This window comes from Cronbergia sp. UHCC 0137 (assembly GCF_034932285.1).
Taxonomy (GTDB): domain Bacteria; phylum Cyanobacteriota; class Cyanobacteriia; order Cyanobacteriales; family Nostocaceae; genus Cronbergia.
This window is the reverse complement of record NZ_JAYGHC010000021.1, coordinates 66280-82486: the sequence shown is the minus strand read 5'-3', so window position 1 is coordinate 82486 and position 16207 is coordinate 66280. Positions and strand designations below refer to the sequence as shown.

General features: G+C 38.2%; 17 protein-coding genes and 1 pseudogene. 6 read left to right on the top strand and 12 right to left on the bottom strand.

Annotated elements, in window-relative coordinates; genetic code table 11:
• Positions 1-153 precede the first annotated feature (153 nt).
• From VB711_RS13015 to pgeF, 7 genes are all read right to left on the bottom strand, one after another.
• Positions 154-585: a CAAD domain-containing protein gene (locus VB711_RS13015; protein ID WP_323286488.1), complete on the bottom strand. Its 432-nt coding sequence runs from the start codon at positions 583-585 to the stop codon at positions 154-156.
• Positions 586-774: 189 nt separating this feature from the next.
• Positions 775-1233 (bottom strand): BON domain-containing protein, encoded by a 459-nt coding sequence (locus VB711_RS13010; RefSeq protein WP_323286487.1) that lies wholly within the window; start codon positions 1231-1233, stop codon positions 775-777.
• Positions 1234-1364: 131 nt separating this feature from the next.
• On the bottom strand, positions 1365-2945 hold the full coding sequence (locus VB711_RS13005; RefSeq protein WP_323286486.1) for a histidine kinase: 1581 nt from the start codon (positions 2943-2945) through the stop codon (positions 1365-1367).
• A gap of 464 nt (positions 2946-3409) precedes the next feature.
• Positions 3410-3616, bottom strand: a complete 207-nt coding sequence (locus VB711_RS13000) for a glycogen debranching protein (RefSeq protein ID WP_323286485.1) — start codon at positions 3614-3616, stop codon at positions 3410-3412.
• Between the two features lie 52 nt (positions 3617-3668).
• The gene (locus VB711_RS12995; RefSeq protein WP_323286484.1) at positions 3669-3932 is read right to left on the bottom strand and encodes a hypothetical protein; all 264 of its coding nucleotides are present in this window, start codon (positions 3930-3932) and stop codon (positions 3669-3671) included.
• A 71-nt stretch (positions 3933-4003) separates the two neighbouring features.
• On the bottom strand, positions 4004-4234 hold the full coding sequence (locus VB711_RS12990) for a hypothetical protein (RefSeq protein ID WP_323286502.1): 231 nt from the start codon (positions 4232-4234) through the stop codon (positions 4004-4006).
• A gap of 43 nt (positions 4235-4277) precedes the next feature.
• Entirely contained in the window at positions 4278-5051 is a 774-nt protein-coding gene (gene pgeF / locus VB711_RS12985) for a peptidoglycan editing factor PgeF (RefSeq protein ID WP_323286483.1), read from the bottom strand.
• Positions 5052-5115: 64 nt separating this feature from the next.
• Here pgeF and VB711_RS12980 point away from each other — a divergent pair, with 64 nt between their 5' ends.
• Both VB711_RS12980 and VB711_RS12975 read left to right on the top strand, forming a co-directional pair.
• Positions 5116-5949, top strand: a complete 834-nt coding sequence (locus VB711_RS12980) for a biotin--[acetyl-CoA-carboxylase] ligase (RefSeq protein WP_323286482.1) — start codon at positions 5116-5118, stop codon at positions 5947-5949.
• A 68-nt stretch (positions 5950-6017) separates the two neighbouring features.
• Positions 6018-7517, top strand: a complete 1500-nt coding sequence (locus VB711_RS12975; protein WP_323286481.1) for a M23 family metallopeptidase — start codon at positions 6018-6020, stop codon at positions 7515-7517.
• Positions 7518-7690: 173 nt separating this feature from the next.
• On the opposite strand, the gene VB711_RS12970 is transcribed toward VB711_RS12975, so the two are convergent.
• Entirely contained in the window at positions 7691-8347 is a 657-nt protein-coding gene (locus VB711_RS12970; protein ID WP_323286480.1) for a riboflavin synthase, read from the bottom strand.
• A gap of 577 nt (positions 8348-8924) precedes the next feature.
• On the opposite strand from VB711_RS12970, the gene VB711_RS12965 reads away from it, so the two are divergent.
• Positions 8925-9422, top strand: coding sequence for a bifunctional nuclease family protein (locus VB711_RS12965; RefSeq protein ID WP_323286479.1), 498 nt, complete (start codon positions 8925-8927; stop codon positions 9420-9422).
• Positions 9423-9578: 156 nt separating this feature from the next.
• Positions 9579-10709 (top strand): aldo/keto reductase, encoded by a 1131-nt coding sequence (locus tag VB711_RS12960; RefSeq protein ID WP_323286478.1) that lies wholly within the window; start codon positions 9579-9581, stop codon positions 10707-10709.
• Between the two features lie 39 nt (positions 10710-10748).
• Here VB711_RS12960 and VB711_RS12955 read toward each other — a convergent pair.
• From VB711_RS12955 to VB711_RS12940, 4 genes and pseudogenes are all read right to left on the bottom strand, one after another.
• Positions 10749-11142, bottom strand: a pseudogene (locus tag VB711_RS12955) (ISL3 family transposase); the annotation flags it as partial.
• A gap of 346 nt (positions 11143-11488) precedes the next feature.
• Positions 11489-12229, bottom strand: coding sequence for a 3-oxoacyl-[acyl-carrier-protein] reductase (gene fabG / locus VB711_RS12950; protein ID WP_323286477.1), 741 nt, complete (start codon positions 12227-12229; stop codon positions 11489-11491).
• 57 nt (positions 12230-12286) lie between these two features.
• Complete coding sequence (locus tag VB711_RS12945; RefSeq protein WP_323286476.1) at positions 12287-13330, bottom strand: LD-carboxypeptidase; 1044 nt, start codon at positions 13328-13330, stop codon at positions 12287-12289.
• 19 nt (positions 13331-13349) lie between these two features.
• On the bottom strand, positions 13350-13946 hold the full coding sequence (locus VB711_RS12940) for a Uma2 family endonuclease (RefSeq protein ID WP_323286501.1): 597 nt from the start codon (positions 13944-13946) through the stop codon (positions 13350-13352).
• A 269-nt stretch (positions 13947-14215) separates the two neighbouring features.
• Between VB711_RS12940 and VB711_RS12935 the strand changes: the two genes are divergently transcribed.
• Both VB711_RS12935 and VB711_RS12930 read left to right on the top strand, forming a co-directional pair.
• Positions 14216-15454, top strand: coding sequence for an ATP-binding protein (locus VB711_RS12935; protein WP_323286475.1), 1239 nt, complete (start codon positions 14216-14218; stop codon positions 15452-15454).
• Complete coding sequence (locus tag VB711_RS12930; RefSeq protein ID WP_323286474.1) at positions 15447-16061, top strand: RloB family protein; 615 nt, start codon at positions 15447-15449, stop codon at positions 16059-16061. The genes VB711_RS12935 and VB711_RS12930 overlap by 8 nt, the downstream gene beginning before the upstream one ends.
• Positions 16062-16207 lie beyond the last annotated feature (146 nt).

The window sequence follows — 16207 nt, the reverse complement described above, 5'->3', positions numbered from 1 at the left end:
AAATATCTAAGGTTTGCCTGGAGGAAGGGGTATTGCAATACGTCCTTTTAAGAAAATATTTGTGTTTTTATCTTCATTAAAAAATGTAGGGGAGATAATACCAACCCTACATTTACTTGGGTCATTGGTTGTACTTAATGGTTTGGTAAATTATTAACCTATAAGTTGTTGTTTGACGGAACTAACCATCTGTGATAGTTCTTGGCGGCTCTCCGTTTTGAGCAGATAACGGAAAGTAAACCAGATGGCGTAACTTATGCCAATGGTCTCAAAAATTAGTGCCAGCAAAGGTAAATCATGAATAGCATCTAGCACGGCTAGAGCTACCTTAACGGCAATAACTGCGGATATAATTAAAACGATGGTGAATAAAGCCTGTTTGTTTTTATTAACAAAACTGCCTAGATAATCAGGTATTGCGTCTAAAAAATCAGAAATTTGTCTGACAATTCGCTGCCATTGGGCTTCAGGTGCATTAACTGGTGGTAGCTTGGGCTGCTCTTTAGCCTCCGTACCTTCCAAGGATAATACTCCTGATGGTGAGGTGGAATCGACTGATGCTGGTTGCTGTTCTTTGGTTTCCATAATATCTATAATTGGGCAAGCACCACAGTATTGATCAGTAACTGGACGTAAATAAATATAACAGTCCAGGCTTCAATTCCCAAACTTTCAACATTTAACCTTTTAGACTTAATTTACTGACTTCTAGCCTTGAAAATTTATCTCTATCCACCTCATTACGGCTTGTACAACAAGGAATCGTTAGCCACTTCAACTTTTGGGTGTTGCAACGGTCGCGTTAACAATTACATCGGTTACACCTCTAATTTCCTTGGCTAAAGGTTCAATTTTAGCTAACTGATCCTGATCATTAACAGTTCCCACTACTGTCACTGTACCATCTTGTGCGGCATTAACTGTTAATTGACCACCAGGGATATTAGCTTCTAATTTAGAACGTACCTCACTAGCCAAGTCCCCAACTGCTCTATCTTGAGTATCTCCAGTTGCCAAATTTCGTTCTTCACGGGCGCGAATATCTGCATTAAGTTGTCTTCTGCGGATTTCACTTTGAGCGTCTTCTCTGGCTTCTTGTGTAACTTGTCCATTTGGTGCTACTGGAGCTTGTCCAGGCTCAGGTGCGGTGACAGTTGTTTTGGCTGTGTCGTTACAAGCTACTGAACCAAAGGCTAGTAGAGAACTAATTAAGAATGGAGTTAGCTTGTTCATTGGTTTAATGCTGGATATAAATAAATGATGAATGTGAGGTGAAGAATTAGGAACAATTATGTTCACTGATTTAAGGATGTAGGAGCAAGTTTTTGTTTTTTGCTCCTATTTGATAGACTAATTTAATCTGCTTAGATTCTTTCGGGCTGTCGGTGGTCAATGACAACTACAGGTGATTCTCCTGGGTAATTTGCAGAAATAGTGTCGGTATGTTTAACTGGTTCTAAAGGTTGATGTTCATCCATATCCCGGCTATTAAAAACAGAAAAATCTTGGATTCCTTGACGGTTGAGAATAGTTTGAGCCTGGAGAATTTGGGCTTCTGTGCCGTCTACCATGATTAAGTAATCTCCTTGTTGAAAGCGATCGCTATAAATTCGCGCTCTGTCTTCTGGTATACCTAAATCTACCAATGCCCCTGCAATACCACCTATAGCTGCACCTACAGCACCACCTGTTAAGGTTGTGGCTAATGCTGTCGCTACCGCACCACCAGCCATCACGGGACCAACTCCGGGGATCGCTAATGTGCCAAGACCAACCAATAAACCACCTAAACCGCCTACAGCACCACCTGTAGCAGCGCCAGTTTTTATCGGTTCACCGGTTTTATTCCCTTGATTAAGGTCTCTATCAATATTGGTGTTATTGGCGTTTTTAGCAATTAGAGAAACTTGGTTCATGGGGAAGCCGGCATTGTGTAATTCTTGTAGTGCTGCTTCTGCTTCTCGACGATGGGAAAATACACCAATTGAGCGCTTTCTAGTTTGTGAAGATATATTCTGATGACCATTTGGTTCGTAAATTTGCCATTGTTGGATTCCATGTTGACGGAGAATTTCAGTAGCGCGATGGATTTCAACTTCGCTACCTTTTACCGTCACAATATAGTCACCATTCTGAATGCGTTTTTGATAAAATCTAGTCTGGTCGTCTCGAAGACCTAGAGTATTAGATTCTTCAAAGCGATCGCTAGTTTTAATTCCCGCTAAAGCATTCCTATCTAGATACTTGTTGTGGGTCAAGGAAATTTGGTGTAAGGGAAAACCTACATTTCGTAAATCGTTGATTGCTGCTTCTGCATCTTGTAAGGAAGAAAAGTAACCAATGGCATTTCTACTATGAGTTACATCCCGATGAGTTATATCAACAGTTTCTTTTTCATGATCAAGATGATCGTAAATTTCAAACTCTTCAACACCCCAACGATGGAAAACTGCCTCAGCATTGGCAATTTCTGCATCTGTGCCTTCTATTATTACTAAATAGTCGCCCCTCTCTACTCTTTCATGATAAACTTTTGCTCGTTCTTCTGGTATTCCTAAACCAATCAACGAACCAATTAAACCTCCTGCTGCTGCACCAATACCCGCACCAGCGATCGTTGTAGCTAAGGTGGTTGCTGTAGCCCCAGCTAACATAATTGGACCTATTCCTGGTAATGCTAAAGTTCCCAAACCAACTAATAAGCCTGTTAAACCACCTAATGTACCACCAGAAATTGCCCCGACTGTCGCACCATCATCGGCTTTGTTACCAACTTTTTCTTGAACTTTAGTTTCACCAATATCGTCTTTGCGATCGCTATCTCTGGCAATAACAGAAACTCTTTCCATCGCAAAGCCTGTATTTTTCAATTCATGCAATGCCTGTTCAATATCACGACGATGGGCAAATACACTTATGGCACGTTTACGCACACCTATGACCATAGTTAATATTCTCCCAGAATTATACAAATGATGTTAGTTACGAATTTCTCAAAAATCATATTCAAGATTTATTCAAAACAATAACTTTACTCCCTTTTATTAGGGCTTTTTTTCCTTTAATTTTCATCATTCTCTTGGAATAAAATTTATCTCTATCATTGGGTATAGGTAATTATGTTGTTTGCTGATCAATAAAAAATTAATAAGGTGGATTTAATAATTCTTTTTATATAAAATTTCCCAATCTAGTTGTTAATTCTTTCTTCTTCTAATTCACAAATTGCTATACCAAACACAAATGGAAAATTAACTTTTATAAGATTACAATAAACCAGACTTGTAAGGGTTTAGCGATGCTCAACCCCTACTGTAAAATAAAACTATTAAGCCGTTTTCACTATATATTCATGTATTTTGAAAATACATACATTTTGAGTAGGCAAAGGAATAAAAGAATTACTGTTTTAGTTGAGTTTTAAAGCATTCACTGGTACTTCATCCCAAGATTCCACTATCCGTAACTGTGCTACCCATCCATCAATTTTTTGCTGGTCGGTTAAATTAGACTTAAATGAATCATGGCAATCTTGAGCATGAGACTCGTTACAACAAGCAATACAGGCATATATTAGTCCTGATGGATCAATTTGTTCGTTTACCCAAATAATCATCTCGAATCCCTCAAAATATAACAAAATTAGTGGTAAAAAAATAGCGATCATCTTATGAAAAAAAGTTCTCATAATCGTCATGATTACCAATCCAGAACCATGTAACTGTATCACCCTCTAAAATCCCAATTGCTCGATAACTGCGGTTTATCCTCACAGACCAGATATTTTCCTTATTATTTATACATTTAAAGTGTAAAGATCGATGAAAAGGATTTTCTCTCCATAACCGATAAGCTTTTCTTGCACTATTTCTAACTTGCTTGTCAACAGACTGATACTGATCCCAAAAAGAAGAAAGGGTTGCTGATTTCATCGGTGTTCATTACCTCTATATCTAGATACCCCAAATCTACTTTTTTTTGAAGCCATATCCAAATTCTGAATTTATAACTTGTCATAGTCCATTGGTTTTGCAAGTCCCTGTGCAATTTCTCTTTTAGCTCGTTGAGCAGATGCCATCAATTGTGCTTGAGTTTTTTTAAATGAATTATCCCATTTAATTTCGTCTTGTAAATCTTCCAGATATTCTCGAAGATGTTCTGCAACTTTGTCTTGTACGTCTTCAGATAAAGATTCCATCATCTTAATGACAGTAGCGATCGCTGGAGATGACATAATGGAATTTTCCTTTTCTTTTAAAGCTGATGACTCTATTTTACTAAACACTGACAATTCCCGACCACTGTACCTTTTTCTGTTTTTCCCGACGATAAGAAAAGAAATGTTCAGAATGTTGGAAGGTACAATAGGGAGCGATCGCTATTTGTTCAGGACTAATCCCCAGGGAATCTAATTGTAAAGCATTCACCCTGCGTACATCTAACCGTACCTTATCCGGTTGAGGATCTGCAAACAGAGGAGAATTAGGCAAATTATGTAACCCAGCAATCATCTTTTCGGGATGATCATCTGGTACAATGGTGCTGCCTATTTCCACAGCCACATCTACCGAAACCTGGTAAACTTCCCCAGATATAGCAGGACCCATGGCAATCCGTAGATTTTCCAGTTTACTACCTTGAGATTGCATTCGCGCGATCGCTTGGGGAACAATTTTCGCTGCTGTACCCCGCCAACCAGCGTGTAAAGCCGCCACCTGTCCAGTTTGTACATCCCCAATCAACACAGGTGTACAATCAGCAGAAGCAACCCACACCGCTTGTAACGGTTGTTCACTAATCAAACCATCTGCCAAAGCCAACTCAGCCTCACTGGTACTTAAATGGTAATCAACTTCCTGGGGAGTGAGAACAGTATTGCCATGTACCTGCTGTAAGCGATAAACTGAAGCGTCTGGTTGCAGCACATTTACTAATTCCTGTGGTGGACGAGGCCAAAACTGCTGGGTAAAAAAAGCATGAGGCCAAAGTTCTAAAATATTACAACTCAGGTAAGGTAGACCTTCCCAATTGTGCCAGCGCCAAGTGTGCATCTTAAACCAAACCTAAACAAAAAATAAACACCGCTCATTAATGCTAACTTGAACAACGAGACTTATGGGAACTGCTGTGGAATTTGATCAGCAACTTTTGATAGACACCTTAAAAACCGAACGCAAGTATTCAAACTTACCATTTTCTCTACATATTTTTGATTCTCTTGCCTCAACAAATCAAACCCTCTGGGAATTACTCAACCAAGGAGCAAAACCAGGAACAGTAGTTATTGCTACCCAACAAACCGCCGGACGAGGGCAATGGGGTCGTCAATGGGTATCTCCTACTGGGGGCTTATATCTTTCGGTTGCCATTACACCTAAATTAGCAGCTACCGATGGTTATCAATTAACCTTAGCTAGTGCCTGGGGAATTACCACACAATTACAAAAATGCGGTGTGAATGTGGGAATAAAATGGCCAAATGATTTAGTATTAAGTGGTCGCAAATTAGGCGGCATCTTAACTGAAACCAAAGTCCATCAAGGACAAATCAGCCAAGCAGTGATAGGTGTTGGTATTAACTGGACTAACCCAGTACCAGAAACCGGCATCAATCTAAAACTGTGGCAGGAATCCCAGAATTTTCGGACAATTCCTTGTCTAGAAGTTCTAACTTCCACCGTTTTACTGGGAATAGAAGCCGGGATAGAGTGTCTAACCCAAGGAGGAATAGACATACTCCTATCTAACTATGTCAATTTACTCACAAACATGGGTGATCAAGTTTATGTCAATAATCTTTTAGGGACTGTAGTTGGTGTAAATTCCCAAGGGAATCTCCGCTTAAAAATGACAACACAGAATACCAATTCACTAACAACACCGGAAATTGTCCTTGAACCCGGTACAATCAGTTTGGGTTATCGTCGATCTTCTGTGAAAGAATTTTAATTAATTGATTTCCGTCGGCTGTATTAGCATCATCTCTTTCGATTTATTACACACAACTGAGAGAAAAAATGACACAGCGCAATAAATCTGCCCATAAAAATTTGTATTCTTTACAGCAGCAAGGTGGCAAGACTAAAAGATTTGCCTCTACCTTACCAGCCCAAAGCCTCTGTTGGTTAAGCAGCTTGAGCCTTTTAAGTAGTGGTTTCGTAGTTGCTCAAACAGAAACATCAATAGACAATATCGTTCCCACCATTGAAAATTCTGAACCAGCAGTAGCAAAGCAAGAGAATATTGCGCCAAAATTATCTCCATCCAAGCCAGATTTTTCTGAACGGCGAATTAAACTCAAAAAGAAACTTCAGGGAGAAAATGTTACTCAAGCAATACAATCAATCAGACAATCTAAGCCAAAAGTAGAAAAGTCTCAACCTGCTGTTATTATTAGAACTTCTAAACCCCAATCTTCTCCTAAGAACGTTTCAGAAGTTGCTCAACCGATCAATAATTCAACTACCACTATTAGAGCAACAGAAAGCAAAACAAAGGATTTCAATAACGCCTATATTGACACCAATAGTTATGACAACACGGCTACGGGTAAATATCAACCACCCAGTTCTGTAGTAATTACAGAACGCTCTAGCGCTTGTCGCACAGTTTTATCAGCCGGAAAAGCCTCCAGTGCAGCTTGTAACAAAGCACCTGAAAATAATTCTGTAGCTAATTCTCAAGGGAAATCAGCGCCTACTTGGCTGAAAAAAAGCGAAAATGCCAGTTTAGCTAAAGTAGAACCAAGTACAACTAAAGTCGAGAACCAGAGCGTTCCATCCACAAGAGTTGAACGGGTGGCTCAAACCGTAGGTCGTGCAATTAACGGTAGCAGTCATACAAAAACAGCCTATCGTCCCAATAGGTTTATCCCTCAACCCAGCGAATTTGCCACCACTACTGTAAATTCCAGTCCCATTGCTGCCAAGATCGGGACTTTAGCCCCACCAATGATTGAGGGTAATGTGGCACCACGTACCAGTACAGTGTCTTACGACTTCGCGCTGGCTTCAGTATTACCTAAAGTTTCTTATAATCAAACAGTTGCTTATTATGGTGGTGGTTCGGGGATGAGATTCCCGTTAGCTGTTCCCGCGCCAATTACCTCATTGTTTGGCTGGAGGATTCATCCAATTACAGGCGATCGCCGTTTCCACGCTGGTACAGATTTAGGTGCGCCCATGGGAACACCCGTTTTAGCAACTGCAAAAGGTCAAATAGAAACTGCTGATTGGGTAGGCGGTTATGGGTTGACAGTAATGATCAATCATGCTTCTGCCCAACAAACTCTCTACGGTCACTTATCAGAAATCTTTGTCCGTCCTGGTCAGTGGGTTGAACCAGGAACAGTAATTGGCCGAGTTGGTAGCACCGGCAACTCAACGGGTCCTCACCTACACTATGAAATTCGCCACCTAACACAAAACGGATGGGTTGCAGTTAATCCAGGTGTACAGTTAGAAACTTCCCTCAGCCAATTGATCAGAAGTACACGCACCGCACGACTACCAGAATAAGTAATGGGTGATGGGTAATGGGGAATGGGTGATTGGTAATTGGTAATTGGTAATGGGTAATTGGTGATAAATTAATTATTCCTCCCCTGCCCCCTGCCCCCTGCCCCCTGCCCCCTGCCCCCGGTCACTGAGCGTAGCCGTTCGCGAAGCGTCTCGAAGAGAAGTGCTGCCTCCTATAAATACCCGTGTTCAGCTAAAAATGCGGGTGTGATTTCCTCTTGATGGTCTAATTTGCCTGGAGAGAGGAATTTTTCGACGTATTTACCGAGAATATCGCCTTCCAGATTCACCCAACTACCAGAAACTAAATGACTAAGGTTAGTTTCACTATAGGTTAAGGGAATCACTGCTACTGTAAACTGAGAGAGTTCTGATTCGTAGGCGGCTACCGTTAAGCTGATGCCATTGACAGCAATACTACCTTTGGGGACAATATATCGAGCTATATTATTTGATGCAGCAAAGGTCATTTCCCAAGAACTGGCTGTTTGTTCTGCTGAGATTAATCGACCAGTCCCGTCAACATGACCCATAACAAAATGGCCGCCGACTTTACCACCCACCCGCAACGACGTTTCTAGGTTCACATATCTCTGTTGAATTTCTACTTGAGCTAAAGTTGTGCGGCGCAGGGTTTCTGGTGAAGCAGTGGCGATAAATCCATCTGTTAACACTTCTTCAACCGTCAGACATACACCATCCACTGCCACACTGTCCCCATAAGTCAAATCTTGGATAATTGTTTCTGACCTACTGACACAAGTAATTTGCCAAAAGTCACCCCCCACGGGTTTGATAGTACCTAATGCTTGAATTAATCCTGTAAACACGGTTTTTGCCTAACTTAACTCTATTTGTTGCCTAATTTCAGTGTAAATTAACTGATGATTCTGATAACAAATTTGGAACATTTAAGTATAATTTCTGTCTTTTTTGGGTAGATGAATATTAACATATTAGCATCAATTTTCAGGCATACTTGTTTAAATTAGGTGATTGTTTCGGAACAGCCTTTAGACTAACGAAGTATTAAGTATCAAGGGTGAAGGATAAACAATAAAGTCATAGATACCAAATTGAGTTATTATTTTTTGAGTCTTGAGTAATATCCAAAATCTAAAACTTTAAATTGGTATAAGATACTGGTAAATGTCTTACCTTTGAGAGAGAAAAAATCAAAAGAATACTTCGATATTCTTAGTTCATCTCTCTAGGGGTCATCAATACCCACCTTTATCCTTCAATCTTGAGTTAACTAATTCTAGAGTTCACCACCAGTTCGGAGTTTAATAGAAGCAATTATAGAAAAGAAAAGCCTATGTTTATTGTTGCCCCAAGAAAAACTCGACAAGTGTATTATCTGCCACATAATTACCAAGCAATCAAAGGATTTTAGAGGCTTCGCCAATGATTGAAATGAGAGTCGCTGGCATAGCATTAGATGCCATAACCCGTAGCCCGATTGTACTTCTGAAGGATAGTTCAGATCGTCGTGCTTTGCCAATTTACATAGGACAGGAACAGGCTAGGGCAATTATGGGGGCGCTGGAGAATCAAAAACCTCCTAGACCCTTAACCCATGACCTGATGGTAAATTTTCTGGAATCCTGGAATATAACTTTAGAAAAAGTGATCATTCATTCCTTGCAAAAGGATACATTTTATGCAGTTTTGATTGTTCAGCAAGGGGAAAGTAAAAAAGAAATTGATGCTCGTCCTAGTGATGCGATCGCGATCGCTCTCCGTACAAATGCGCCAATTTGGGTGATGGAGGAAGTAGTTGCTGATGCTTCTATTCCCGTTGACCGCGACGCTGACGAAGCTGAACAAGAAGCTTTCCGCGAGTTCATTTCTAATCTCCGTCCAGAGGACTTAATCAAGCGATTTGGTAATGGCGATAGTTAAGCAAATGTTAAGTAGTTAATGCTAGGTAATGAGTGCTGAATGCTGAGGAAAAATCACAAACAATCAACAGTTAAAAAAGCAAGATAAAGAAAATAAACCGATTAAATTCTTTATTTTTCAACCCTTACTCAGTATCCAGCACTCAAAACTTTAATTATGCAATACCGACGTTTTGGTAAAACTAATTTACAACTTTCTGTATTTTCTTTAGGAACAATGCGTTATTTGGCTAATGCCGAAAATGCCAAAAATACCATTGAAAAAGCTTTATCTTTGGGAATTAATCACCTAGAAACAGCCAGAGGTTACGGAAAAAGTGAGGAGTATCTTGGTCAGGCTTTAAAAAATGGTTTTTCAGTACCACGAACACAGCTACATATCACTACCAAAATCCCCCCAACCCCCGATGCTGACACCATGCGTCAGTGGATTAATGAATCTATAAAAACATTAAATTTAGACTATATTGACTGTTTGGGAATACATGGTTTAAATACCCAACAACATCTAGAATGGGTACAAACTAAAAACGGCTGTATGCAAGCAGTACAAGAAGCCGTAAATGATGGACGGGTGCGACACGTTGGTTTTTCTACCCATGCTCCCTTAGATATTATTTTAGCAGCTATCAATACAGATTTATTTGAATTTATTAATTTGCATTATTACTATTTTTTTCAGCGCAACGCCCCAGCAATTCAGTTAGCGGCTGAGAAAGATATGGGTATCTTTATTATTTCTCCTGCTGATAAAGGAGGAAGACTTTATACACCTTCTCAAACTTTAAAAGAACTTACTCAGCCATTTACACCGTTAGAGTTAAATTATCGTTTTTTGCTCAGTGATCATCGGATTACTACCTTGAGTGTAGGGGCTGCAACTCCAGAGGAATTAATCGAACCTTTGCAAGTTGCTGATAGTAGCGATCATTTAACAGAGGAAGAAGTTACTATTTTTCAAAGTTTAGAAAATCAGCAAAAAAGTATTTTAAAAACTGATAAATGTAGTCAATGTTATGCTTGTTTACCTTGTCCAGAAAATATTAATATTCCTGAAGTTTTAAGATTACGAAATTTAGCCGTGGCTTATAATATGACAGACTATGGAAAATATCGTTACGCAATGTTTGAAAATGCCGGTCATTGGTTTCCAGGAATGAAAGGTAATCGTTGTACAGAATGCGGTGATTGTCTGCCTAGATGTCCTGAAAATTTAGATATTCCGGTTTTGTTAGCAGATACTCACGACAGGTTAAATGGGAAGACTGGAAGGCGATTGTGGGGATAAATAATTTAAATTTAGGGGTCTTTCGGCGCTTTTATTTGATGGAGAATTAATACTAAAGTGCCAGTTTGATAAACTATGTAATCTGAAATTGTTAAAGTTACGAAATCCATATCCAAGTATTTTGATTAACTTGAGTTTATTTTTAATTCCTTCTACAGCACCACTGGTAGTTCTGTCCTCAAAATAACCTGCAACTTCACCAAACCATCTAGTCATTGTTCCTATACTTTTGGGAAAATACTAAAGTCCATCATGCATCCAATCTAATAAATTTATTATGTTTTCACTCCAAGGTTTAGTAGATTTAAATAAGTCTCGAAATTCTTCTTTTAGTGCGTGCATTTTTGCCAGAACTAGGTGAAACTTATTGAACTTTCTTTAATCCTTCTTTTTGTTTTTCATCCAAGGAATCTTCATTTTTTATTAAGCTATATTTGCTTTTATGGATTTACAGGATTTTTGTTGACATTATTGTGGATTTTTTTGTCTGAATCAGGAGATTTAGTCGTAGAAGTTGACATCACTCACACTGATATCAACAACAATGTTCTTTATTAAGACTTAGGAGTTCCTGAATTTTGGCGGTACAATGGTGAAATATTGAACATCTATGATCTTTAAAATGGTCAATATCAGGAATTAGAAAATAGTTCTACTTTTCCAGGTGTTCAAAAAAAGGAACTTTATCAGTTTCTCAGCAATTGCGCCTAACAAGGAACAACCTAGTCTCAGCCAGATTTGAAAGTGTGGATTCGGAGAAATAAATTAAATTTTTGACTTTACATCACCATGCCACCATCAACGTTAAAGACTTGTCCGGTGATGTAGGCTGCGGCAGGATCTGCGGCTAGGAAGCGCACCATGCCAGCTATTTCTTCCGGTTGACCAAAACGCCCTAGAGGGATGTATTGCAGGATTCCTTCGGCTTTAATGTCGCTGGTCATGTCGGTGGTGATGAAACCAGGGGCAACGGCATTGACGGTGATTCCACGGGATGCCAGTTCTTTGGCGACGGTTTTGGTAAAACCAATTACTCCGGCTTTGGCAGCGCTGTAGTTGGCTTGTCCGGGGTTGCCCATTTGACCGGCAACGGAGGCGATGTTGATGATTCGCCCTGAACGTTGTTTGAGCATGATTTTACTGACTGATTTGGTGCATAAAAATACACCTGTTAAATTGAGGTCTATGACTGCTTGCCAGTCTTCTAATTTCATGCGTAATAGTAAGGTATCACGGGTAATTCCGGCATTATTCACTAAAATATCAATGCGGCTAAATTTTTCTAAGCTGGTATTGATCAGTGTGTCTACTTGTTCGGCTTGGGATACGTCGGCTTGGAGAGCGATCGCCTCTCCTCCGTGTGCCGTGATTTCTGCTACTACTTGCTCTGCGGCTGTGCTGGAATTAGCGTAATTGACGACGACTTTTGCCCCTTGGGAGGCTAGTTGGAGAGCGATCGCTCGACCAATTCCCCGTGATGCTCCTGTAACAATGGCAACTTGATTTTCTAAAAGTTTCATTTCTTTTTGCTGTTTCTTAGATACCTGTTCGCTATGACGGCAAAACCAAATCTAATTTTACTTTACACCAGTTTCTAACATTTGAATTTTCCCCAAACTGGCATCAATTTCTACTTCAGCCCCAATGGGTAAAGTGAACATCCTTTCAATATGACCAATTTCTGCACCAAACCAAGCTGGTATTCCTAAAGGTTGAATGTGATCCCAAACAACTTCTTCTAAAGTTAAAGATCCATAATCTGCATCTGGTGAACATTGACGACATTGACCAAAAATAAATCCTCCTAGTTGCTGAAATACACCAGCTAATTTAAGATGGGTCATTAACCGATCAATTCGATAAATATTTTCATTTATATCTTCAAGAAATAAAATTGCTCCTTTGAGATTAGGAACGTAGGGAGAACCAACAATACCAGAAAGAACAGATAAATTACCACCGATTAATCTACCTCTAGCCTTACCAGGATTAATTGTTTGAATCCGGTTTTTTACCTGCATTAATCTATTGGCATCACCGCTATCTTTCTGATTTTCAAAAGTTACTTTTTCCCCATTAAATAAGACTCGACGAAAAAATTCCGTTGGTTCAGGTTTCCAAGATGTCAAACCATTGGGTCCATGAAAGGTAATTAAACCAGTTTGAGCATAGATTCCCAAAAGTAAAGCGGTGATATCGCTAAATCCAACAATAATTTTGGGATTTTTGCGGATAATTTGGTAATCTAGGTAAGGCAAAATGCGACTACATCCCCATCCACCCCGCATCGGTATTAAAGCGGCAATTTTGGGGTCAGCGAAGAAATTCGTAACGTCAGCAGCCCTATCTTGATCTTTCCCTGCTAAATAACCATAGCGATCGCGCAAATGAGGCGCAAGATAAGGAACTAATCCCAACCCCCGCACTGCATCCACTACAATATCTACCTCTTCCTGCAAAAACACAGCACTGGCTGGACTAATTAACCCTACACCATCACCAGGTTTTAGTCTTGCAGGTTTGAGAGATTCAGAATTTTTAGCGATCGCAGATTTTGACGCACTAGCCAAAGCTAATGTAGATACAGCACAAGAAGTTAGAAACTGGCGACGAGTGAACATAGGTTGGTATACTCTGAACTTATTTTATTTTTTCACAAAAGGCGAGTGTTGCATCTAAAGGATCATCTGAATTAACATATTGAGCCAACATTGTCAAGTCCAAATCTGGTAATAATTCACTTTTTGCAACTACTTCATAGCTTTCACCACGCAAATGGTAAACTACAAATAGATCATTGATCAAGAACCAAACTTCCGTCACACCTAATCTTTTATAAACTTCTAATTTATCAATTCCCCCGCTAGTTACCACAACTTCAATTACTAGATCAGGAAACTCCTTTTCTGTGCCGAGACAGTAAGATTCATCTGGTTCTACTCCTCCTTTTCTTGCTTGTTTACGGAAAGTTGTAGAACCAAGGGGAAAGTAACGAATCCGTTTTTGTAGAAAGTAAATTTCGAGCAAAGATCCAGTAACAGTTTTTCGACTTTCGTGGCGGCGGCTAGGCGATACTAATTCTATTATTCCATCTAAATATGTAACTCTATATTGCAAACTATCACCTAAATTATTAAGTAAAGTTTCATAACTTTCCCAACTAACGCCAGTGATAATTTGTCGTTCTTCTGGATCTTCTGCTTGTAACAGTTCTGATAATTCTTGTAGTAAAACCATAGAATTTATTAACACTGCATTATTGCTAATTTAATCATACTTGATTGAAAATTAATTGTTACTCAACCAGCCTCAATTATACGCCCAGTATTAGAAGGCACTCGCAATACTGCTTATTTACATTGGATAATCAGATGAATAACTGCTATGCTTAAATTATATATTTGTGAAAATTTCACAAATACGCTGTTTAAAAGTGTGAGGTGATTATGCTCATAGAGTTTAGTATTGGTAATTACAGATCATTTAGGGATAAAGTTACTTTTAGTATGTTAGCCGCTAATATTGTAGCCAAAGAAAAGGAACTTGATGATAATAATGTTTTTGCTGTTGATGATGAACTTAAATTACTTAAAAGTGCGGCAATTTATGGTGCTAATGCTAGTGGTAAAAGCAATATAGCCAAAGCACTAAGTTTTATGAAATGGTTTATGATTAATTCTTCTAAAGAAACTCAAAGTACAGAAAAAATAAATGTTCAACCATTTAAGTTAAGTACACAAACTGAAACACAGCCTTCTTTTTTTGAAATTGTGTTCTTATTAGATGGTAAAAAGTATAGATATGGATTTGAAGCTAATCAAGAAAAAGTAGTTTCAGAGTGGTTATTCTATGTTCCTAAAACCAGAGAAACGCGCATTTTTGAACGGATTGATCATAGTTTAACTTATTTATCTAACAGATTCAAAGCTGAGGGAATTTATCCAAAAACACGACGAAACGCGCTTTTTCTTTCAGTTGCCGCTCAATTTAATGTTGAAATGGCTGAGGAAATACTAAATTGGCTAACTATAAAACTAGAGATTGTTTCAGGTTTAGATGATACAGATTATTTAGATTATACAGTAAGCTGTTTAGCAGAAAATCATTCAAATAAAGAAGAAATTATTCAGTTGATAAAAAAATTAGATTTAGGTATTAGAGAATTAAGTATAAAAGAAACAGTATTCAATCCTAATTTATCGCTAAAAGAAATATCAGATAACTTCAAGGAATTTCTTTTAAAAAACCCCGAATTTCTTAAATCCAAAAGAATTAATACCTCCCATCAAAAGTTTGATGATCAAGGTAATTATGTTTCTATGGAATTTTTTAATTTAGAAGATCAAGAATCTGAAGGAACTCAAAAAATAGTTGCGATCGCTGGACTTTTAATAGATACTATTAAAAATGGTAAAGTTTTAATATTTGATGAATTTGATGCCAGACTTCACCCCTTAATCAGTAAAGCAATTGTTGAATTATTTAACTCAAAGGAAACAAATCAACATAATGCACAACTCATATTTATGACTCATGATACCAACTTACTAAGCAATAAATTATTTCGCCGAGATCAAATTTGGTTTACTGAAAAAAATAAATATGGTGCTACTGATTTATATTCCCTAGTTGAATATAAAATACGCAATGATGCCTCCTTTGAAAGTGATTATATTAAAGGTAAATATGGCGCTATTCCTTTTATTGGTAACTTAAATAAAATTATCGGTGAACCTAATGTCTAAAAAAAGTTCAAGTAAAACTCCATCTCGTGGCTATAGTGATAGAGAAGTAGAAACAAGAGAGTTAAGACAAGTATTTTTAATTGTTTGTGAAGGTGAAAAAACTGAGCCAAATTACTTCCGAAATTTTCGCGTTTCCACAACGGTCAAGGAAGTTGATGTGAGGGGATTTGGATATAATCCGAGTAAGCTAGTAGAAAAAGCGAAAGAATTAAAAACCGAAGATGATTATGATCAAATTTGGTGTGTATTTGATAGAGATGATTGGCCAAAACAAGACTTTAACAATGCTATTGCTAACGCTGAAAGGGCAGGATTTAAAGTAGCATATTCTAATGAAGCTTTTGAATTATGGTATGTATTACATTTTGAATTTTTAAATACTGGACTTCCTCGAAAAGATTATATAAATAAATTAGATAAATTACTTCAACATAAATATTATAAAAATAGCGATACAATTTATGAGGATTTAGAAAATCGGCAATCTACAGCTATTAAAAACGCTAAAAATCTTCTTAATCAATATAACCCTTCTAATCCAGAAAGCGATAATCCTTCAACAACGGTACACTTGTTAATTCAAGCATTAAATCAATTTATTCGATAATAGACGTATCTGGGAAAGAATCTAGAAAGGAGAATCCCTACATGAACAACGTCTCTATAAGGTTGTTAAATATTCCACATTTAATTCTCACCAGATGTCTAATGCCTGTTATCATGGTAAATATATCTAAAAAATTCTGCTAATAT

Coding starts and splice junctions, on each gene's coding strand:
- VB711_RS13015 (WP_323286488.1), bottom strand. CDS start 585: ATGGAAACCAAAGAACAGCAACCAGCATCAGTCGATTCCACCTCACCA.
- VB711_RS13010 (WP_323286487.1), bottom strand. CDS start 1,233: ATGAACAAGCTAACTCCATTCTTAATTAGTTCTCTACTAGCCTTTGGT.
- VB711_RS13005 (WP_323286486.1), bottom strand. CDS start 2,945: ATGGTCATAGGTGTGCGTAAACGTGCCATAAGTGTATTTGCCCATCGT.
- VB711_RS13000 (WP_323286485.1), bottom strand. CDS start 3,616: ATGATTATTTGGGTAAACGAACAAATTGATCCATCAGGACTAATATAT.
- VB711_RS12995 (WP_323286484.1), bottom strand. CDS start 3,932: ATGAAATCAGCAACCCTTTCTTCTTTTTGGGATCAGTATCAGTCTGTT.
- VB711_RS12990 (WP_323286502.1), bottom strand. CDS start 4,234: ATGTCATCTCCAGCGATCGCTACTGTCATTAAGATGATGGAATCTTTA.
- pgeF (WP_323286483.1), bottom strand. CDS start 5,051: ATGCACACTTGGCGCTGGCACAATTGGGAAGGTCTACCTTACCTGAGT.
- VB711_RS12980 (WP_323286482.1), top strand. CDS start 5,116: ATGGGAACTGCTGTGGAATTTGATCAGCAACTTTTGATAGACACCTTA.
- VB711_RS12975 (WP_323286481.1), top strand. CDS start 6,018: ATGACACAGCGCAATAAATCTGCCCATAAAAATTTGTATTCTTTACAG.
- VB711_RS12965 (WP_323286479.1), top strand. CDS start 8,925: ATGATTGAAATGAGAGTCGCTGGCATAGCATTAGATGCCATAACCCGT.
- VB711_RS12960 (WP_323286478.1), top strand. CDS start 9,579: ATGCAATACCGACGTTTTGGTAAAACTAATTTACAACTTTCTGTATTT.
- fabG (WP_323286477.1), bottom strand. CDS start 12,229: ATGAAACTTTTAGAAAATCAAGTTGCCATTGTTACAGGAGCATCACGG.
- VB711_RS12945 (WP_323286476.1), bottom strand. CDS start 13,330: ATGTTCACTCGTCGCCAGTTTCTAACTTCTTGTGCTGTATCTACATTA.
- VB711_RS12940 (WP_323286501.1), bottom strand. CDS start 13,946: ATGGTTTTACTACAAGAATTATCAGAACTGTTACAAGCAGAAGATCCA.
- VB711_RS12935 (WP_323286475.1), top strand. CDS start 14,216: ATGTTAGCCGCTAATATTGTAGCCAAAGAAAAGGAACTTGATGATAAT.
- VB711_RS12930 (WP_323286474.1), top strand. CDS start 15,447: ATGTCTAAAAAAAGTTCAAGTAAAACTCCATCTCGTGGCTATAGTGAT.